This is a genomic window from Serinicoccus profundi, from assembly GCF_008001015.1.
Lineage (GTDB): Bacteria > Actinomycetota > Actinomycetes > Actinomycetales > Dermatophilaceae > Ornithinicoccus > Ornithinicoccus profundi.
Window position 1 is genome coordinate 880692 of the sequence record NZ_CP042862.1, and the last position, 19013, is coordinate 899704.

15 protein-coding genes and 2 tRNA genes are annotated in these 19013 nt (G+C 71.9%); 11 read left to right on the top strand and 6 right to left on the bottom strand.

Annotated elements, in window-relative coordinates; genetic code table 11:
• Window positions 1–15 precede the first annotated feature (15 nt).
• Window positions 16–2316: a hypothetical protein gene (locus FA582_RS04140; RefSeq protein WP_010148891.1), complete on the bottom strand. Its 2301-nt coding sequence runs from the start codon at window positions 2314–2316 to the stop codon at window positions 16–18.
• A 42-nt stretch (window positions 2317–2358) separates the two neighbouring features.
• Window positions 2359–3264, bottom strand: a complete 906-nt coding sequence (locus tag FA582_RS04145) for a mechanosensitive ion channel family protein (RefSeq protein WP_010148890.1) — start codon at window positions 3262–3264, stop codon at window positions 2359–2361.
• 143 nt (window positions 3265–3407) lie between these two features.
• Here FA582_RS04145 and malQ point away from each other — a divergent pair, with 143 nt between their 5' ends.
• The gene (gene malQ / locus FA582_RS04150) at window positions 3408–5594 is read left to right on the top strand and encodes a 4-alpha-glucanotransferase (protein WP_010148889.1); all 2187 of its coding nucleotides are present in this window, start codon (window positions 3408–3410) and stop codon (window positions 5592–5594) included.
• A gap of 707 nt (window positions 5595–6301) precedes the next feature.
• Here the strand turns inward: malQ and pepN are convergent.
• On the bottom strand, window positions 6302–8869 hold the full coding sequence (pepN, locus tag FA582_RS04155) for an aminopeptidase N (RefSeq protein WP_010148888.1): 2568 nt from the start codon (window positions 8867–8869) through the stop codon (window positions 6302–6304).
• Between the two features lie 320 nt (window positions 8870–9189).
• On the opposite strand from pepN, the gene FA582_RS04160 reads away from it, so the two are divergent.
• Genes FA582_RS04160 through FA582_RS04180 form a run of 5 tightly spaced genes read left to right on the top strand, consistent with a single transcriptional unit; the run spans window position 9190 to window position 13743 of the window.
• Window positions 9190–9618, top strand: a complete 429-nt coding sequence (locus FA582_RS04160) for a hypothetical protein (RefSeq protein WP_010148887.1) — start codon at window positions 9190–9192, stop codon at window positions 9616–9618.
• Complete coding sequence (locus FA582_RS04165) at window positions 9602–10315, top strand: ABC transporter ATP-binding protein (protein ID WP_051125224.1); 714 nt, start codon at window positions 9602–9604, stop codon at window positions 10313–10315. Before FA582_RS04160 ends, FA582_RS04165 begins: the two co-directional genes overlap by 17 nt.
• Complete coding sequence (locus FA582_RS04170; protein ID WP_010148885.1) at window positions 10312–12591, top strand: FtsX-like permease family protein; 2280 nt, start codon at window positions 10312–10314, stop codon at window positions 12589–12591. Before FA582_RS04165 ends, FA582_RS04170 begins: the two co-directional genes overlap by 4 nt.
• Window positions 12592–12641: 50 nt before the next feature.
• Window positions 12642–13262 carry a mycothiol-dependent nitroreductase Rv2466c family protein gene (locus FA582_RS04175; protein ID WP_010148884.1) on the top strand — a complete coding sequence of 207 codons (621 nt, stop codon included), beginning with the start codon at window positions 12642–12644 and terminating at the stop codon, window positions 13260–13262.
• A 13-nt stretch (window positions 13263–13275) separates the two neighbouring features.
• Window positions 13276–13743: a ribose-5-phosphate isomerase gene (locus tag FA582_RS04180; RefSeq protein ID WP_010148883.1), complete on the top strand. Its 468-nt coding sequence runs from the start codon at window positions 13276–13278 to the stop codon at window positions 13741–13743.
• A 64-nt stretch (window positions 13744–13807) separates the two neighbouring features.
• Here the strand turns inward: FA582_RS04180 and FA582_RS04185 are convergent, their stop codons facing one another.
• The gene (locus tag FA582_RS04185) at window positions 13808–14014 is read right to left on the bottom strand and encodes an antitoxin (RefSeq protein WP_010148882.1); all 207 of its coding nucleotides are present in this window, start codon (window positions 14012–14014) and stop codon (window positions 13808–13810) included.
• A gap of 123 nt (window positions 14015–14137) precedes the next feature.
• Here FA582_RS04185 and FA582_RS04190 point away from each other — a divergent pair, with 123 nt between their 5' ends.
• Window positions 14138–14689 (top strand): NADPH-dependent FMN reductase, encoded by a 552-nt coding sequence (locus FA582_RS04190; RefSeq protein WP_010148881.1) that lies wholly within the window; start codon window positions 14138–14140, stop codon window positions 14687–14689.
• Between the two features lie 32 nt (window positions 14690–14721).
• On the opposite strand, the gene FA582_RS04195 is transcribed toward FA582_RS04190, so the two are convergent.
• Window positions 14722–14795: transfer RNA gene (locus tag FA582_RS04195), tRNA-Gly, on the bottom strand.
• A gap of 84 nt (window positions 14796–14879) precedes the next feature.
• Here FA582_RS04195 and FA582_RS04200 point away from each other — a divergent pair.
• The 3 genes from FA582_RS04200 (at window position 14880) to FA582_RS04210 (ending at window position 17018) form a co-directional block, all read left to right on the top strand.
• A tRNA-Pro gene (locus tag FA582_RS04200) sits at window positions 14880–14956 on the top strand.
• 94 nt (window positions 14957–15050) lie between these two features.
• Window positions 15051–16412 carry a trigger factor gene (tig, locus tag FA582_RS04205; protein ID WP_010148880.1) on the top strand — a complete coding sequence of 454 codons (1362 nt, stop codon included), beginning with the start codon at window positions 15051–15053 and terminating at the stop codon, window positions 16410–16412.
• A 99-nt stretch (window positions 16413–16511) separates the two neighbouring features.
• Window positions 16512–17018: a hypothetical protein gene (locus tag FA582_RS04210; protein WP_147899740.1), complete on the top strand. Its 507-nt coding sequence runs from the start codon at window positions 16512–16514 to the stop codon at window positions 17016–17018.
• A 161-nt stretch (window positions 17019–17179) separates the two neighbouring features.
• On the opposite strand, the gene FA582_RS04215 is transcribed toward FA582_RS04210, so the two are convergent.
• Window positions 17180–18112 (bottom strand): DMT family transporter, encoded by a 933-nt coding sequence (locus tag FA582_RS04215; protein ID WP_010148876.1) that lies wholly within the window; start codon window positions 18110–18112, stop codon window positions 17180–17182.
• A gap of 245 nt (window positions 18113–18357) precedes the next feature.
• On the opposite strand from FA582_RS04215, the gene FA582_RS04220 reads away from it, so the two are divergent.
• Entirely contained in the window at window positions 18358–18966 is a 609-nt protein-coding gene (locus FA582_RS04220) for an ATP-dependent Clp protease proteolytic subunit (protein ID WP_010148875.1), read from the top strand.
• Window positions 18967–19013: the final 47 nt, after the last annotated feature.

Consider the following 19013-nt stretch of genomic DNA (forward strand, 5'->3'; position numbering starts at 1 on the left):
TGGTGCCAAACCGGCTCACGGGCCGAACACGTCGATGAGGATGTCGTCGTAGTCCTCGACGGTCACGGTGAGCTCGACGTCTCCGGGAAGGCCCGTCCCTCCCCAGCTGAGGTCGGTCTCGGAGGTGACCGCCCGATCGGTCCAGCTCGACCACCACCCGTCGGTGCGCTGCAGCAGCTCCACCGGTCGACCGTCGAGCTCGAAGTGGATCCGGCCCCGCCCCTCGGTGACGATCCGCGCCCCCAGCTGACCGTTGCGGAGGGTGACGGTGGCCGTGCCGTCCTCGTCGAGGTCGTCGCCGGAGATCGTGGCCAGGGGCGAGGTCGGCGGGAAGCGGGAGTTCGAGGGCTCCTCACCGGTCAGCCAGCTGCTGGTGGGGACCGCGGCGGCGGCGAAGTCGAAGTCCTCGTAGGGGACCGGCTCGTAGGCCAGGAGGGTGCCCAATGGGTGGTCGGGCGTCGCCGGGGCCGTCACGCGCAGGCCGTCGACCTCGGGCAAGGCGTCGACCTCCGCCCACTGGCCACCCATCATCCACGACTCCTGCAGGGCACGGGAGAGCTCCCCGGCCTCACTGACGATCCACAGCGAGGTCAAGCCCTCGGCGCCGCGGACCGCGCCCTCGCCGAACGGCAACCAGGGCACGCTCCGTTCGGTGGCGTCGGCGCCCAGCATCAACCAGAATGCCTCGCTCTGCCCGGGGGCGTCGAGCAGCTCGCGCTCCAGCCCGTCCATCGGTGTCTCCCACGCACCGACGAGGCGGTGGCCGGAGATGAGCTCGGGTGCCCGCGCCGATCCTGCGGCACGCGGCAGCGCGGCGCGGTCGGACTGTTCCTCGGCGGCATCGGTCACGACGACCTGCACGTGCTCGTCGTTGCCCTCCGCGAGGACCTCCACGGTGGCCGACCGCCGCCCGCGCTCGGGGAGCAGCTCGGCCGGGACCGTGAACTCCCGGGCCATGCCGGGCGCGTGGATCATCCACCGGCCGTCGCGCACGTCGGGCCGTTGCTCCCTCCAGTCAATGGCCGCGCCGGAGTGGCGCGCCAGGTCGCCGTCATCGGTGACCGGGACGCCGTCGACCATCACCGTGAGTGCGCCGGTGCGCCCGGCCCAGACCCGGACGGTGCTGCCCGGTCCGATCTCGAGCAGCGCCACGCGGCGCGCGAGGTTGGAGTAGTAGGGCATCGACGGGCCCTCATCGTCGACGGTGACGGCGCCCTCCGGGACCGGCGGTCCCACCGTCAGGTCGCCGCGTGGGAGGGGAGCGTTGGCGAAGTCCGAGTTCTCGGCGAAGATCGCGAGCAGCGCGCGGCCCTCCGGTGGTAGGTCGCCCTCCACCCGGACCTCCGCCTGGCCCGTAGGAGGCAGCGCCACCACGTGGTCGAGGCTCACCGCGGGCGTGCCCTGGGTGCCGGCGCACGGCACGCTGATCGTCGTGCCTGCCACGGCGATCTCGCCGGTCGGGGTGTCGAGGTTGGGGTCGTCGGCCGGGGGCATGTCGCACCACAGGACCGCGAACGTCGCCGACGGGCCGCCGTACCACGCCTCTCCGGCGTCCAGCTCGACCTGTGCGGTGCGCCCCGCGGCGACCTCGATGGTGTCCGTCAGCCGCAGGCCAGCGGCGCCGCCCGGCGGCTCTCCGTCGTCGAGCTCGAAGCCGGCCTCGGTGAGATCCACCGGCGCGCCCCACGGCGGCGCGGTCGTCGACGCGTCGGCCTCGAGGTCCTCCTCGGCGCCGTCGTTGAGGCTGAGGGCATACCCCGCCAGGAGCCCGAGCGGGAGGGCCGCAGCGGCCGCCCACCACCACCGGGAGCGCGCAGCGGGTGGGGCCGGGGGCGCGTGCGCGACCGCGGGCTCCAGCTCTGCGTCAAGCTCGGGGCCGGCCAGGGCGTAGCGGTCGCCGATCGCGATCAGGGCCGCATCGAGGCCGGGCGTCGTCGGCTCCAGCCGCGTCACCTTCTCGGGAGAGAGGGCCAGCATCCTGGCGACGTCCGCGGTGCTCGCGCCCTCGACCAGCCTCAGGGTGGCCACGGCCCGCTCTCGGGGGAGCAACCGCTCCAGGGCGTCCCCGGCGTCGCGCACGTCGGTGGGGACGGCGCGCTCGGTGCGCCGCGGCGCGGTACGCAGGTAGGCCCGCACCGTCGCCTGACGCAGCTCACGGGCACCGGCGCTCGCCGGGGCCTGGGCCAGTGCGAGTGCCGTCAGCCGGGTGGCCGAGTCCGTGTTGCCGGTGAGCATCGCCGCCAGCCGGTGCAGGGACGCGCCGTGCTCGGCGACCAGCGCGGAGCGGTCGGACATCCCCTGCGGCGTCCCTGCCATCGAGCCATCCTGTCATCCGGATCGGCTGACCGCAGGGCGACCTCAGGGCTGCGCGTCGCCGAACGGCGAGATCCGCGGGCCCCGCACCCCCTCGGTGTCGAAGCGCTCCTTGGCCCGCTCCCGGATGACCCGGGGCACCCCCCACTGCTCGCCCGGCCTGGTCTTGGCGAAGATCCGCAGCGTCATCGTGCCCCCCGACACCGACTCGACGCCGGCGACGCTCGGCTCCTCCAGGAGCTTGTCCGACCACTCGGGGTCGGCATACACCGCGGCCGAGACCTCCCGGAGCATGGGGATGACCTTGGCGGGGTCCTCGTCGTACGCCACCGGGATGTCGATCGTGGCGACCGCCCACCCCTGGCTCTTGTTGCCGATCCTGATGATCTCGCCGTTGCGGATGAACCACACGACTCCGCTCGCGTCGCGCAGCCGGGTGACGCGCAGGCTGACCTCCTCCACGGTGCCGACCGCCTCACCGGTGTCGATGAGGTCCCCGACGCCGTACTGGTCCTCGATGATCATGAAGATCCCGGACAGGAAGTCCTTGACCAGCGCCTGCGCGCCGAAACCGAGCGCGATGCCACCGATGCCGGCCGAGGTCAGCAACGGGGCGAGCGGCATACCGAGCTCGGCCATGACCGTGAGCAGCCCCACCGTCGCGATGACGAAGGTCGCGATGCTGCGCAGCAGCGAGCCCATCGTCAGCGCCCGCTGGCGCCGACGCTCGCGGCGCACCCCGGCCGCGCTGTCGAAGACCCGCTCCAGCGAGGACCGCTCGTGGTCGTCGGCGCGGGTCGCAGCGCGATCGACGACGCCACGGATCGCGCGGTGCGCGGCCCACCTCGCCACCACGGCGAAGAGCAGGATGAGCACGATCCGCAGCGGGGCACCGAGGAGCCAGTCCACGGTCGCGTCCCAGGAGTCGAAGGGCAGGTCCAGGCGAGGCATACCTCCCATTGTCACGCCCACGAGGAGGTATGCCGAGAACCGCCCGGGAGGATCCGGCGTCACGCCGCGCGGCAGGCTGTCTGGCGGGGCCGATCTCCTGAGAGACTGGGGCCGACCGACCCCACCCGAAAGGCTCGACCCTCGTGACGCAGCGCACCCCCTCCCTCGACCGTCTGGCGGCTGCCTACGGCATCGCGACCGAGTTCTGGGACTGGCAGGGTCGGCACGCCCACGTGCCCGACGAGACGGTCGTCGCCGTCCTGGAGGCCCTGGGGGTCGACGTGAGCGGCGACTTCGTCGGGCGCGAGCTCGCCCGGGTCCAGGAGCGTGAGTGGCACCGGCTCCTCCCGCCGGCCGTGGTGCTCGCCCGCGGGGAGCGGCCCGTCGTCCCCGTCCACGTCGCCGAGGACGCGCAGCCGATCGCGACGCTGCATACCGAGGACGGTGCCGAGCACGACCTGGCGCTGGGCGAGGAGCAGGAGCGGCGCGAGGTCGGCGGCCGCGTGGTGCGTCAGGTCCTGCTCGACGTGCCCGCGGACCTGCCGCTGGGGTGGCACGAGGTCGTCGTCCGGGCCAGCGGCGAGCAGGCGCGCATGACGCTCGTCGTGACGCCGCCCCGGCTCGAGCTGCCCGCCGGTCTGGGCCGTGAGGGCGCCCAGGCGTGGGGTCTCATGACCCAGCTCTACGCCATGCGTTCGGGCGACTCGTGGGGGATCGGCGACCTGGCCGACCTCGCCGAGGCGGGCGCCTGGGCCGCGGGGCTCGGCGCCGACTTCGTGCTGGTCAACCCGCTGCACGCGGCCGAGCCGGTGGGGGAGATGGAGCCCTCGCCCTACCTCCCGACGAGCCGCCGTTTCGTCAACCCGCTCTACATCCGGGTCGAGGACGTGCCCGAGGTGGCCTACCTCTCCTCCGCCCAGCGCCAGCTCATCGAGTGGCACGCCGACGACGCCCAGCGCTACCTCGCGCTCGACGTGCTCGAGCGCGCCTCCGTGTGGGCGGCCAAGGAGGCGGCGCTGCGACTGATCTACCGCCAGCCGCGCGCCCTGCGCCGGACCCGCGCCTTCCAGGCCTACGTCGGGCGGGAGGGTCAGGGCCTGGTCGACTTCGCCACCTGGTGCGCGATCAGCCAGGAGCACGGCACCTTCTGGCGGCAGTGGCCGACCGAGCTCCAGGACGCCCGGGGTGCGGCCGTCGAGGCATACCGGCAGCAGCACACCGACGAGGTGGAGTTCCACTGCTGGCTGCAGTGGGTGCTGGACGAGCAGCTCGGCCGGGTGCAGCGCGACCTCCTCGACACCGGGATGGCGCTGGGCGTCATCTCCGACCTCGCCGTCGGGGTCCACCCGGACGGCGCCGACGCCTGGGGGCTCGGCGACGCGCTGGCCCGCGGGGTGACCGTCGGGGCGCCCGCGGACCAGTACAACCAGCTCGGGCAGGACTGGTCGCAGCCGCCGTGGCGCCCGGACAAGCTCGCCGAGCTGGGGTATGCCCCCTACCGCGAGATGGTGCGCGCCGCGCTGCGCCACAGCGGCGGGCTGCGGGTGGACCACGTCATCGGGCTCTTCCGCCTCTGGTGGATCCCCCAGGGCGACGAGCCCTTTCAGGGGACCTACGTGCGCTACGACCACGAGGCGATGATCGGCATCCTGCTGCTCGAGGCATACCGGGCCGGTGCCGTCGTCGTCGGTGAGGACCTCGGCACGGTCGAGCCGTGGGTGCGCGACTACCTGCGCGACCGCGGGGTGATGGGCACCTCGATCCTGTGGTTCGAGCGCGACTGGGACGGCGACGGGGGGCTGCTGGACCCCGAGGATTACCGCGAGCTGTGCCTGGCGACGGTCACCACCCACGACCTGCCGCCGACCGCGGGCTACCTCGAGGGCGTCCACATCGACCTGCGCTCGCGGCTGGGCCTGCTGGACCGGCCCCTGGAGGAGGAGCAGGAGGAGGAAGAGCGCTCCCGCGAGGAGGTGCTCACCGACCTGCGTCGCCGGGGGCTGCTGCGTGAGGGAGCCGGGGTGGAGGAGCAGGTCGAGGCGCTGCACGCCTTCCTCACCCGGACCCCGGCCAAGCTGCTGGGCGTGAGCATCAGCGACCTCGCCGGCGACAAGCGGGTCATCAACCAGCCCGGCACCGATGAGGAGTACCCCAACTGGCGCGTGCCCCTCGCAGGCCCCGAGGGTCGCCCGGTGCTGCTCGAGGAGCTCATCACCTGGCGCACCGCCCGCCGCCTCGCCCGGACGGTCGAGGAAGGCACGGGCCGCACGGGTCCGGCCGGTGGTGCGGCGAGGAGCGAGGCTGCCGGGGGCGAGGCTGCCGGGCGCTGACCGCCCTGCCGCGTGCTGACCCCGGGGACCCGCTCCACCGACCCCGAGGACCCGCCCCGCCGGGTCCGCGCCCCGGCCCGGGTCCGTGAGACGGCATACCCCTACGGTCACACCGGTCCCGTGCGCACCATGGTGCCGGGATATCGGGATGTGCGCGGGATCACGACCCCCGCAGATCCCGACTTCCAGGCAGTCTGTGGCGCGTGTGACGGACGGGAGTTGAGCGGGCGCGGACGGGGCGAGGCGCGCTCGGCTGGCGAGGCGGCATACAGCTGAGGTCACGCCTGTCCCAGCGGCAACGGGTTGCCGGGGAAAGTGGGATCTGCGCGAGGGAACGCCCCTCGCAGATCCTGATATCCCGGCAGTCTGTGGCGGGTGTGACGAGCGTGAGTTGCGCGGGTGCGGTGGGCCAGGGCCGGGAGCGGCGCCCCGCGCTGACCGACCCTGCCGCGTGCTGAGCCTGGGGACCCGCTCCGCCCGCAGCCGCCCACTCAGCGCTGCCCCGCCGTGCCCGCGCCTCGGCCCATGGGGCGGCATCCCCTGAGGTCACACCGGTCCCAGGAGCACCGGGTTGCCGGGGATAGTGGGATCTGCGCGGGATGACGACCCGCGCAGATCCCGATTTCCGAGCAGCCTGTGGCGCGTGTGACGGACGCGACTCGAGGGGCGCGGATCCGGGCGTGGCCCCGGTATGCCGCGCCGCCCGGTCAGGCGCTCGCGGCGTCGACCTCCTGGGCCCGCAGGGCGCGGGCGACGCCGTCGCGGTTCTCGGCGATCGTGCGGCGCAGGCTGTTGGAGGCCTCCGGGTGGGCCTCCAGCCAGGCCTCGCTGGCCTCGAGCAGCGCGGGCGAGGCGACGGCCAGGGGGTAGAAGCCGACCGCGAGCGACTCCGCGATGTGGTGGGTGCGCTCGTCCCAGACCCGGGCGACGACGTCGTGGTAGCGCGCGACGAAGGGCTCGAGCAGGGTCGCGTCGTGCACCCGGCCGAAGCCGAGCGCCATGGCCGCCAGGACCGAGTTGGACAGCCCGGCGGTCTCCACGGCGTCGACCCAGGCGACCTCCTTGGCCTCCGGCGTGGGCTGGGCGGCGCGCGCCCGCGCGGCCTTCTCGTTGCCGGTCGCGGTGTTGTCCCGCTCCCGCTCGGCGACGATCTCGTCCTCACCGGCGGCGCCGGCCGTCGCGAGGGCGGTGACCAGGGTCCAGCGCATGTCCTGGTCCACGGTCAGCCCGGCGATCTCCCGCTCACCCGCGAGCATGGCGCGCACGAGGGCCAGGTCGTCCTCGGACCGCGCGAAGGACACCCAGGCCGTGATGAGCTGCAGCTGGGCGTCGCTGCCCGCCTCCGCGGCCAGCGCGCTCTCGCGCAGCCCGGCCGTCAGGTCCGCGACGACGCGCTCGCGGTGCTGGGGCGCGGTGTAGGTCAGCGCCGCGGCGCTGACCTGCTGGATGAGCACGCGCAACAACGTCGAGTCGGTCTCGCCCGGGAGCGCCGTGAGCACGAGCCGGACGTAGTCGCTGGCGGCCATCTCGCCGTCGCGGGTCATGTCCCAGGCGGCGCCGAGCACGAGGGCGCGGGGGAGGGAGGCCTCGAAGGCCCGTAGGTGGCTCAGCGCGGTCGCCAGCGAGCGCTCGTCGAGCCGGATCTTGGCGTAGGCCAGGTCGTCGTCGTTGACGAGCAGCAGGTCGGGCATCGGCTGCCCCACCAGCTCCTCCACCGAGGTGCGCTCGCCGTCGACGTCGAGCTCCACCCGGCGGGTGCGGCGCAGCGTGCCGTCGATCAGGTCGTAGCAGCCGACGGCCAGCCGGTGCGGTCGCAGCGTCGGGTGCTCCGACGGTGCGGTCTGCACGAGGGCGAGCGCGGCGATGGTGCCGTCGCCCGCGACCTCGACCTCGGGCGTCAGGGTGTTGACGCCGGCCGTCTCCAGCCACACCTTGCTCCACGACGCGAGCTCGCGCCCGCTGGTGGCCTCGAGCTCGACCAGCAGGTCGCGCAGGGTCGTGTTGCCCCAGGCGTGCTTGGCGAAGTAGGCCCGCAGCCCGTCGCGGAAGGGTTCGCGACCGACATACGCCACCAGCTGCTTGAGCACCGAGGCGCCCTTGGCGTAGGTGATGCCGTCGAAGTTCACCTCGACGGCCGCGAGGTCGACCATGTCGGCGGCGACGGGGTGGGTCGAGGAGAGCTGGTCCTGCTTGTAGGCCCACGCCTTCTCGGCGGTGCCGAAGGTCGTCCAGGCGTCCTGCCACTGCGTGGCCTCGGCCTGGGCCGTTGTCGAGGCCCACTCCGCGAAGGACTCGTTGAGCCACAGGTCGTCCCACCAGGTCATCGTCACGAGGTCGCCGAACCACATGTGCGCCAGCTCATGCAGGATCGTCAACGCCCGGCGCTCCACGATCGCGTCGGTGACCTTGGACCGGAAGATGTAGTTCTCGACGATGGTGACGCACCCGGCGTTCTCCATCGCGCCCATGTTGTACTCCGGCGTGAAGATCTGGTCGTACTTCGTGAAGGGGTAGGCGCAGTCGAACTCCTCCTCGAAGAAGGCGAAGCCGGCCTTGGTGACGTCGAGGATGTTGTCGGCGTCCAGGTGGGGGGTGAGGCTCTTGCGGCAGAAGACCGCGAGCGGCACCTCGCCGGCGCGGGTGCTCACCGAGTCGCGCACGACGTCATACGGTCCGGCGACGAGCGCGGTGATGTAGGAGGAGATGCGCGCCGTCGCGGGGAAGGCCCAGGTCGCGGCCTCGGCGCCGTCGCTCGCCGCCGGGGCGGACGTCGGCTCGGGGGTCGGCTCGTTGGAGATGACCTGCCAGTGGGCGGGCGCGGTGACGGTGAACGTGAAGGTGGCCTTGAGGTCGGGCTGCTCGAAGACGGGATACATCCGTCGGCTGTCGGGGACCTCGAACTGCGTGTAGAGGTAGACCTCGCCGTCGGCCGGGTCGACGAAGCGGTGCAGCCCCTCGCCGGTGTTCATGTAGGTCCCGGTCGCCTCGACGACGACCTCGTTGTCCGCGGCGAGGTCGGGCAGGGTGATCCGCCCCTCGGCCCACACCTGGGCCGGGTCCAGCTCGGTGCCGTTGAGCACGACCCGCTCCACCGAGCGCCCGACGAAGTCGATCCAGGTCGACTCCCCGGGGCGGCGGCAGGTGAACCGGACCGTGCTGCTCGTCGCGAACGTCTCGGCGCCGCAGGTGAGGTCCAGGACCACGGCGTAGGACCGGGTCCCGATCAGCTCGCTGCGGGCGGACGCCTCGTCGCGGGTCAGGTTCGTGCCGGGCATCGATGGCCTCCAGGGGGATGTCGGGTCTGCGGACGGGTTCAGGGTATGCGGCGCCCGGCTCCGAGGTGGCGTACCCCACGACGGTCGCAGCCGACCTCGTCTACGGGGCAAGATGCTCTTGACCCAATCTTGACCGGAAATTCACCTTCCAAGTCCGACAATCTTGTTGCTTCCCGCGGCCCCGGGGGGGGGGATACTCATTGTGGGATGTCCGATGTGTCGACATGGGCGGATGTCCGCGGCGCGTTCATCGTCTGGTCTTGCAGGCAACCGCTGGACCGCATCACCACCCTCTTCACGTTAGTGATCGGATCTCTGTCATGAGACGTACCCAGTTGACCCAGTTCATCACTCTCTCCGTCGCGGCCCTCCTCACCACCGCGGTCCTTTCGCCGATGCCCGCGGCCGGTGTGCAGCCGACCGCTCCGCAGGCTCCGGCTGCCGAGATGGCCGCCGTTCCCCCGCCACCTCCGCCCGGCGCCTGCGGTGCGCCATACATCATCACGACCTCGGGAGCAGAGGCGCAGGTGCGAGAGTGCCGAGACACCAGCGGGAACATCCGTGTGAACGGTAACGTCCTGGACACCGCCAGTGACGGTCAGTGCGCCCAGGTCTACGCGACCTACAACGTCTCTCCTGCCACGGACTACAGCCCGCGTGCCTGTCCGAAGGGGACCCGCGTCTACTTCACGTTCCCATGGCGGGCCGGGACGAACGCGTACATTTTCCTGCGTGAGTTCGACGTCTGAGGTGCGGGACGACCGACCGCGATCGGTCGGGGTGCGGTGCCGGGGGCTCTCCAAGGCCTACCGGCACCGACCCGTGCTGAGCGACATGGCCCTCTCGGCCGAGCCCGGGGAGGTGGTGGCGGTGACCGGTGCCAGCGGTTCCGGGAAGTCAACCCTCTTGCTCATCCTGGCCGGGCTCCTGGCGCCGGAGAGCGGTGAAATCACCATCGACGGTACCGACATCTGGGGCCTCGGTGAGGACGAGCGCACGTCCTTCCGTCTCGCTCACATCGGGCTGGTCTTCCAGTTCGGGCAGCTCGTCGGGGAGCTGACGACACTCGACAACGTCCGTCTCCCCCTCCTGCTCAGCGGCCGGGATCGGGGGTCGGCCACGGCCACCGCCCACGGCCTGCTCGAGGAACTCGGCATCGAGGAGGTGGCAGGACACTATCCGCACCAGCTGTCGGGAGGGCAGGAACAGCGGACGGCCATCGCCAGGGCGTTGGCGCTCGACCCGGTGGTGGTCCTCGCGGATGAGCCCACCGGTGCTTTGGACACCGCAGCCTCCCGCGCCGTGCTGGGCCTGCTTCTGGAGGCGGCCCGCGCTCGTGACGCGACCGTCGTCATCGCCACCCACGACGACCGCATCGCAGACTCCGCTGACCGGCGCCTCCACCTGTCCGACGGTCGACTCGTCACCGGCGGCCGGACACGATGACCCGGTGGCTGCTCAGCCGGCTGTGGCGGGGGGCGGGGCCGTGGCAGTGGCTGCTCGGCGGCGTGCTCCTGTCGACGGTGGCGCTCGCGACCCTGGTGGTCCTCTTCCTCGCCAGCATCCCGGTGGCCCTCGACCGGCAGGAGAACCGTCTCGCCTGGACGCAGCCCGCGGACTGGACGCAACAGGCAGACCCGCAACAGGACCCGGACTACGTCATGGTGAACACCGTCCGAGACGAGGTGGGGGGCCTGGATGTTCTCGTGGTCAACACGGCTGTCCACGGTGCGGGCATACCTCCGCCGTCGGGGGTGGGTCGCTTCCCGGACCCCGGTGACGTCATGCTGTCACCTGCCCTCCACGACCTGTTGACGGCCAGGGACGACCTTGATCGCTACGGTCGCAGCGCCGGAATGCTCGCACCCGAGGCGTTGGCCGGCCCCACCGCCCTGATGGCTGTGCGAGGCACAGAGCCCGACCAGCTCTCGCCCGTCGCGGTTCCGGTGCTCAGCCTGGCGGTGTCACGTGGCACCACCCTGCCGGCGACGCTGGCGCTGACCCTGACGCTCGCCGGTGTCGCGATGCTGACCCCGCCCCTGCTCCTGGCCTATGTCTCCACGAGGGCCGCGAGCCGGAGCCGCCAGCGCCAGACGGCGGCTTTGGTCATCGCCGGGGCACCACGGCGTCTGCTGACCCGGCTGGTCGCCGTTGAGGCGGCGACGGGTGCCGTGCTCGGCACGGCCGTCGGCCTGGGTGCCTTCCTGCTGGTGCGCGGGCTGGTGGCGCCGCTCGTCGTCGAAGCGCCAGCGCCCTTCGCCGCCGACCTCGTGCCGCCGTGGCCGGTGACCGTCCTCACTGTTCTCCTCCTCCCCCTGGGCGTGGCAGCCATCTCGGTCCGCACGGCCAGGCGCACCGTCCAGGAGCCGCTGGCGGCACGGGTCACCGCCCGTGAGCCCGGTGGCACCTGGCGGTGGGCAGCCGCAGGGGTGCTCGTCCTGCTCGCGGGTGTCGTGGGTGGGGCGTCCGGGGTGCTGCCCAGGTCACAGGCCGTCCTGGCGGCCATGGCATCCGGCGCGGTCTTCCTGCTGTGCGTCGCCCCGGCCCTATGCCGTGGGATCGGGGCCGCCCTGCTCCGCTCCTCGCGGGGTACGGCCCTGCTCGCGGGCGGGTCCCTCGCGGCGGCCCCTCGTGCGGCCGCCAGGATGGTCTCGACCGCTGTCCTGGCCGTCTTCGTCGCCTCGACCTTCGTCATCGCCTTCCCGACGGCCGTCGACGCCTCCTACCGCGACCAACCGGTGATCGAGCAGTCCGCGGACACGGTCTCGGTCGAGCTGCTGGCGTCCCCGCCCCCGCAGGTCCAGCAGCTGGTCGAGCGGATCGCCGGTCTTGCTCAGGTCGAGGCGGTGGCTGCGGTGGTGACGGGCCAGGTCCAGACCGGACGGTCCGCCCTGGCCGTCTGGATCGGGGACTGTCAGGCCATCGTCGAGGCCGCCGCCATGGATCCGTCGTCATGCTCGGGCCGTGCCGTCAGCCAGACCCCCCTCGCGGAGTCCGAGCTGGCCGGCGCAGGGGAGGTGGAGATCACCGGCCTGCCCCCTGCCGAGGTGACCTCTCTGGTCGCCGTCCCGGACTTCGACGCGCCCTCGTCGCTGGCCCTCCCCGTGGACCGGGCGGTCAGCCTGAGCACGTCCCCCGCTGCCGTCGACCGGCCCCAGATCATCGTGGACGTGGGCACCGCCGAGCTGGATGCGTCGGCCTTCCGGCCGACCCTCGTGACCGTCGGGCTGAGCGATGCGGAGGCTGTGGAGGACGTCCGCGAGCTCGCTCTCGCCGTGGATCCCACCGCGCAGGTGACGACGCGCGCCAGCTCCCAGGAGGGCTTCGACGGTGGTCTGCGTCGCTATTACTGGCTGATGACCTGGGGAGCTGTGCTGACGATGCTCACCGCGGCGGCAGGTGTCTTCACGGGTGCGGTCTCGGACCACATCGAACGGGCCCGCGTGACATCGGTGCTGTGGGCGCTCGGGACGCCGCGCGGCACGCTGCGCCGCGCCGCCCTCCTGGCGATCCTGGCCCCGCTCGTCGTGCTGTCCGTGCTCGCCTCGCTGCTCGGAGTGCTGAGCGCCACGATGATCATTCCCGGCACGTCCCCCGCCTGGGCGGCCCTACGAGGACTGTGGCCGGTCTGGCTGGGGCTGGGCCTGACCGGGGCGGCCGGCGGGGCGGCCTCCTGGCTGCTCGGGGCCACCTCGGCGACCCAGCACATCCGTCACGAGTGACGGCCCGGGCCGATCGACGCGGTGCGTCGGCCTGGTGGGACGATGGCGTCATGACGACACACGCCGAGATGTTCTTCGACCCGCTCTGCCCCTGGGCCTGGATGACCTCCCGCTGGCTCCTCGAGGCGGCGCAGGTCCGCGACCTCGAGATCACCTGGTCGGTGATGAGCCTGTCGGTGCTCAACGAGGGCCGCGACCTCGACGAGGACTACCAGGCGATGCTCGACCGCGCCTGGGGCCCGGTCCGGACCATCATCGCTGCCACGGCCGACCTCACCGACGACGAGGCCAACGACCTGCGCAAGAAGATGTACGACGCCTACGGCCAGCGCATCCACCTCGACGGGCGCGGCAGCGAGGACCTCGACGCCATCACCGTGGAGGTCCTGGAGGAGCTGGGCCTGGACGCCGACCTCGCGCGCGCCGGGGAGACCGACGCCCACGACGAGGCGCTGCGCGCCAGCCACCAGCGGGCCATCGACCTCGTGGGCGACGACGTGGGCACCCCGGTCGTCCGGGTCGAGGACGTCGCCTTCTTCGGGCCGGTCGTCACCCCCGCCCCCAAGGGCGAGGCCGCCGGCCGACTGTGGGACGGCTGCCTCCTCGTGGCGGGCACGCCCGGCTTCTACGAGATCAAGCGGACCCGCAGCGTGGGCCCGGACTTCAGCTGAGGAAGAGGTCGACATGAGGGTGCACATCGGCGGCGACCACGCGGCCTACGAGCTGCAACGCGACCTCGTCACGTGGCTCGGTGAGCAGGGCCACGACGTGGTCGACCACGGACCGGCCGGGTATGACGCGCAGGACGACTACCCCGTCTTCGTGCTGCGTGCCGCACAGGCCGTCGCCGAGGATCAGGACTCCCTCGGGATCGTCCTCGGCGGCTCGGGCAACGGCGAGCAGATGGCGGCCAACAAGGTTCCCGGCATCCGTGCCGGCCTCGCCTACAACCCCGAGCTCGCACGGCTCACCCGGGAGCACAACGACGCCCGCGTCGTCGCGATCGGTGCGCGGATGCATACCCAGGAGGAGGCACGGGCCATCGTCGAGGCCTTCCTCGCGACCCCCTTCTCGGGCGACGAGCGCCACCAGCGGCGGATCGACATGATGAGCGCCTACGAGGCCGACGGGACCCTGCCCCCGCTGGCCTGAGCTGCGACACGAGAACCCCCGCCCGGTGTCAGGGCGGGGGTTCTCGGCGTCGGGCTGGGAGCGCTCAGGCGGGGTTCTCCCCGCCGCCCTCGCCCTCGACCCCACCGAACTGGTCGGCCCGCTCGTTGGCGAAGTCCTGCGCCTTGTCGACGTGCTCGGAGTGCTCGCCGCCGGTCCTGTCGTCGACGAAGTCACCGGACTGCTCGACGCCCTGGTCGATCTTGTCGTCGTGCTGACTGGCCATGTCCTTGGCCTTGTCCATGAAACCCATCGGGGCCATCCTTCCCATCGGTTCCGGCACCCGGGTCGGGCACCGCTGGCGTTCTTCACCAAACCACACGTCGCGGCGGCTGTCGACCCGTCCCCGATGCCCCGGACGTGCTGTGATGGGCCGATGAAGATCGGCATCATCACCGGATCGGTCCGCGACGGACGCAAGGGCGAGAGCGTGACGAGGTGGGTGCACGAGCTCGCGTCGCAGCGCGAGGGTGAGGTGACCTACGAGCTCGTCGACCTCAAGAGTTTCGACGTGCCGCTGCTGGAGTGGGAGAAGGTGCCCGGAGGGGCCAAGAAGAAGTACCCCCACGACTCGGTGCTCGCCTGGAGCGCCGCGATCGACGCCTGCGACGGCTTCGTCCTGGTCACCCCGGAGTACAACCACTCCGTGCCCGGCGCGCTGAAGAACGCCGTCGACTGGCTGTACCCCGAGTGGGCCGGCAAGGCCGCCGCCCTGGTGTCCTACGGCGCGGAGTCCGGGGTGCGGGCGGTCGAGCACTGGCGGCAGATCCTGGCCAACTTCAGCATGGTCGTCGTCCGCCAGCAGGTGTCGATGTCGACCTTCGAGGAGTTCGACGATGCGCAGGTGAAGCCGCTCGAGCGCCGGGCCGAGGAACTCGCCACTGCCCTGGACCAGCTCGAGGAGGCGACCCGGCGCCAGCAGGCCTGAGCCGACCGCCGTGCGCCGAGGCCGGACGGGGATGGAGCGGGTGACGGGAATCGAACCCGCGTAGCCAGTTTGGAAGACTGGGGCTCTACCATTGAGCTACACCCGCGTGACCAGCACGAAGTCGTCTCGCGGCCGGCCGAGCAGTTAGTCTAAACCCTTCACCCGGGGCGACCGTGACGCCGCCCCCCGACGGGGTATGGCGCAGCTTGGTAGCGCGTCCGCTTTGGGAGCGGAAGGCCGCCGGTTCGAATCCGGCTACCCCGACCACCTAGCATGGTGCTGATCCGCGTGCTCGCCCGCGGCCGCAGCTGTGCCCGGCGAGCCACGACATACCCCCGACATGACAACGGAGCAACCAGCAGTGAAGAGCGCTGTCGAGACCCTGACCCCGACCCGGGTCAAGCTGACCGTGGAGGTCCCCGCCGCGGACCTCCAGCCCCGGCTGGACGCCGCCTACAAGAGCATCGGCGCCAACGTGCAGATCCCGGGCTTCCGCAAGGGCAAGGTCCCGAACCGGATCATCGACCAGCGATTCGGGCGCGGAGCCGTGGTGCAGGAGGCCGTCAACGAGGCGCTGCCGGAGTACTACACGCAGGCGATGACCGAGAACGACCTCACCCCCCTCGGCCAGCCCGAGGTCAACCTCACCTCGCTGCCGATGGAGGACGGCCAGGACCTCGCGTTCGAGGCCGAGGTCGACATCGTGCCGCAGTTCGAGCTGCCCGACTTCTCCGGGATCGAGGTCGAGGTCGAGCCGACCGAGGCCTCCGAGGAGGACCTCCAGGTCCGCATCGACAACCTGCGCGAGCGGTTCGGCACCCTCAAGCCGATCAAGCGCAAGGCCAAGACCGGCGACCACCTGACGATCGATCTGTCCGCAAAGATCGGCGACGAGGAGATCGACTCGGTGACCGGCGTCTCCTACGAGATCGGCTCGGGCACCATGCTCGACGGCCTCGACACCGCGCTGCGCGGCACCAAGGCCGGGGAGACGGTGGAGTTCCAGTCCCCGCTCGCCGGTGGCGACCGCAAGGGTGAGAAGGCTGACGTCACGGTGACCGTGCAGGCCGCCAAGGAGCGCGAGCTGCCCGCTCTGGACGACGAGTTCGCCCAGCTGGCGAGCCAGTTCGACACCATGGACGAGCTGCGCGCCGACCTGGCCCAGCAGGCCGAGCAGGGTGCGCGCTTCGAGCAGGGCGTCGCTGCCCGCGACAAGGTCCTCGAGGCCATGCTCGCGATGGTGGAGATCCCCGTGCCGGACAGCCTCGTCGAGGCCGAGGTGCACCGTCACCTCGAGGGCGAGAACCGCTTGGAGGACGACGAGCACCGCGCCGAGGTGACCGAGTCGACGACCAAGGCGATGCAGACGCAGTTCCTGCTCGACGCGCTGGTCAAGCGCGACGAGGTCGAGGTCGACCAGGGCGAGCTCATCGAGTACATCATGATGACCGCGCAGCAGTACGGCATGAACGCCCAGCAGTTCGCGCAGCAGATCGACCAGCAGAACCAGGTGCCCGCCATGGTCGCCGAGGTCGGTCGCCGCAAGGCGCTCGCCAACGTGCTCGAGCAGGCCAAGGTCACCGACACCGAGGGCAACGTCGTGGACCTGGACGCCATCGAGGGCGACGACGAGGACGCCGACGTCGAGCCGGGCGACCAGGTCATGGAGGCCGGGGACGACGAGGGCGCTGAGGCCGAGGTCGTCGAGGACACCAAGGCCTGACCCCCTACGCACGGTGCGCGACTGCACCGGGTATGCCGCCCAGCAGGGCGAGTTCACGGCATACCTGGTGCAGTCGCGCTTCTGCGTGTTCAGGGTGGGGTGTGCATCACTTCTGCGCCCACGGGGAGGGAGCAGGTGCGGGTGGACGGCTACGTGCTCGCCCGGGCCGTGCTGCTGGTCGCGCCGGCCGACGCCTTCGTGTCCCACCACACCGCGGCCGAGCTCTGGGGCGGCGTCGTCCCGCACGCGGTGCGCCCGCACGTCAGCGTGCCGACGGGGCGGCCTCGGTCTGCCCGGGAGGATCTCGTCGTGCACGCCTCGTCGCGGGAGCCGGTGGTCTTCCGGGGCCAGCGGGTCACCACACCGATGGACACCTTCCTCGACTGCGCCCGCCTGCTCGACCTCGTCGACCTGGTGGTGCTGGGCGACAGCCTCGTGACCAGGCGCCGGATCACGCCCGAGCAGCTGCAGGGAGGACTTCGAGGACGCTCGGTGGCGCATCGTCATGCTCGTCGGCGCAGACATCTACCGCACGCCAGGGCGCACGGTGGAGCGTCTGCGGCGGATCTTCGCCGCGCGGGGCATCCCGCTCGGACCCCCGAGTGATGAGTGGCGCCGCCACTTCCCGGGGCGGGGCTGAGCTCCTGCGGGCGGTCGGGCGAGCCCGGCCCGGTGGTGGGTGCGCGACTGCAGCGGATATGTCGCCCATGAGGGCGGTCTCACGGCATACCCGGTGCAGTCGCGCTTCTGCGTGGTGAGGGGAGCGGTCAGGGCAGGAGCGCCCCGGCGCGCTCGGGGGCGCGCACGGACGGCTCGGCCGCCCGTCGCTCGTGCAGCGCGAGCGCGACGACGCTGCCGACGACCAGGGCCATGCCGAGCCACTGGGTCGGCCCGGGCCGGCTGCCGAAGGCGATGACCCCGACGGCGGCGGCGGTGAGTGGGAAGGCCAGCTCGGCGAGGGTCGCCCGCGACGCCGGGGTATGCCGTAGCGCCAGGTAGTAGAGCGTCATCGCCGCGAGCCCGGGGAGGAGGGCGAGGGCGAGGATGGACGGGGCCGCGGACAGCGGGACCGCCAGGGGCGTCCCGGTGAGGGCGGCGATGACGGCGAGGGTCACCAGACCGACGGCGAAGCGCAGCGCGGTGAGGTCGACGAAGCGCAGCTCGGCGCTGGCGGCTCGTCCCAGGACGGTGCCGGCGGCCCACAGGGCCGCAGCCCCGAGCGCCAGCAACGCCGCCTGCGCCGAGCTCACCGATACCGCGAAGGGGTCGGCGAAGGTCATGAGCCAGGCCCCGATCACGGCCGGTGCGAGGAAGAGCAGGTAGGACCGGCGCAGGCGCTCACCCAGCAGCACGGCCGCCAGGGCCAGGGCGATGAAGGGCTGCAGCTTCTGCAGGACCTGGGGCGTGATCGGGTCGCCGAGGCGGAAGGCAGCGGTGAACAGTGTCGTCGCCAGCGCCGAGCTGCCGGCCCCGATGACCAGGACGCTCACCTGCGTCCGCAGGCTGCTGGCCCGCCAGCGGCGCAGCGCCGGGAGGAGCCAGGGCAGCAGGATCAGGGTGAGGAGCACGTGCTCCCAGAAGACGATGGCCAGGGAGGGCAGCTCGCGGGCGAGCGGTCCTCGCCAGAGGGCCGACAGCCCCCAGAACGAGGCGGCCAGGGCCACCAGCCAGGTCCGGTCGGTGCGCAGCGTCTGGGTCACCAGCCAAGCCTCGCACGGCCGGGCGCTCCCCGGTGCCGTGGGAGGCCATCGCCCGGGGGAGCATCGACGGGCTCGGCCACGTCCACCGTGGCGGAGCGTCGCCGCGCCGGCCGGTCGGCGTCGTTGTGCGCTCACGGCGAACACGGCCCCGGTAGGGGAGTTTCACGACGGGGCCGGGCGTTAGGGTCACTGACAAGCACACGTGCCGCACGGCATACCCCGGACGAAGCGAGGGAAAGCAGCACATGACTGACGACACCACGATGGCAGAGCGCCCGGCACCGGCGGGTCTGGACGACCAGATCTACAACCGGCTGCTTAAGGAACGCATCATCTTCCTCGGCTCGGACGTGCGCGACGACAACGCCAACGCGATCTGCGCCCAGCTGCTCCTCCTCGCCGCGGAGGACCCGGAGAAGGACATCTGGCTCTACATCAACTCCCCGGGTGGCTCGGTGACCGCCGGTATGGCGATCTTCGACACCATGCAGTGGATCCCCAACGACGTCGCCACCGTGGCGATGGGCCTGGCCGCCTCGATGGGGCAGTTCCTGCTCTCCGCGGGCGAGCCCGGCAAGCGCTACGCCACGCCGCACGCCCGGGTGATGATGCACCAGCCCTCGGGCGGCATCGGTGGCACCGCCTCCGACATCAAGATCCAGGCCGAGCAGATGCTGCACATCAAGAAGCAGATGGCCGAGCTCATCGCCGAGCACACCGGCCAGAGCGTGGAGCAGATCACCCGCGACTCCGACCGCGACCGCTGGTTCACCGCGGCCGAGGCCAAGGAGTACGGCTTCGTCGACCACGTCTACGAGCGCTCCGACGACGCGCCGTCGTCGCCCACCTCCTGACCGGCCACCCGACGCGAGAAGAGAGCTGATCTCACCATGACCTACCC

Bases quoted from the DNA above. Each gene is read 5' to 3' on its own strand.
- FA582_RS04145 (WP_010148890.1), bottom strand. From the start codon at position 3,264: ATGCCTCGCCTGGACCTGCCCTTCGACTCCTGGGACGCGACCGTGGAC.
- FA582_RS04170 (WP_010148885.1), top strand. From the start codon at position 10,312: ATGACCCGGTGGCTGCTCAGCCGGCTGTGGCGGGGGGCGGGGCCGTGG.
- FA582_RS04140 (WP_010148891.1), bottom strand. From the start codon at position 2,316: ATGGCAGGGACGCCGCAGGGGATGTCCGACCGCTCCGCGCTGGTCGCC.
- FA582_RS04190 (WP_010148881.1), top strand. From the start codon at position 14,138: ATGAAGATCGGCATCATCACCGGATCGGTCCGCGACGGACGCAAGGGC.
- FA582_RS04180 (WP_010148883.1), top strand. From the start codon at position 13,276: ATGAGGGTGCACATCGGCGGCGACCACGCGGCCTACGAGCTGCAACGC.
- FA582_RS04220 (WP_010148875.1), top strand. From the start codon at position 18,358: ATGACTGACGACACCACGATGGCAGAGCGCCCGGCACCGGCGGGTCTG.
- FA582_RS04160 (WP_010148887.1), top strand. From the start codon at position 9,190: ATGAGACGTACCCAGTTGACCCAGTTCATCACTCTCTCCGTCGCGGCC.
- pepN (WP_010148888.1), bottom strand. From the start codon at position 8,869: ATGCCCGGCACGAACCTGACCCGCGACGAGGCGTCCGCCCGCAGCGAG.
- FA582_RS04175 (WP_010148884.1), top strand. From the start codon at position 12,642: ATGACGACACACGCCGAGATGTTCTTCGACCCGCTCTGCCCCTGGGCC.
- FA582_RS04185 (WP_010148882.1), bottom strand. From the start codon at position 14,014: ATGGGTTTCATGGACAAGGCCAAGGACATGGCCAGTCAGCACGACGAC.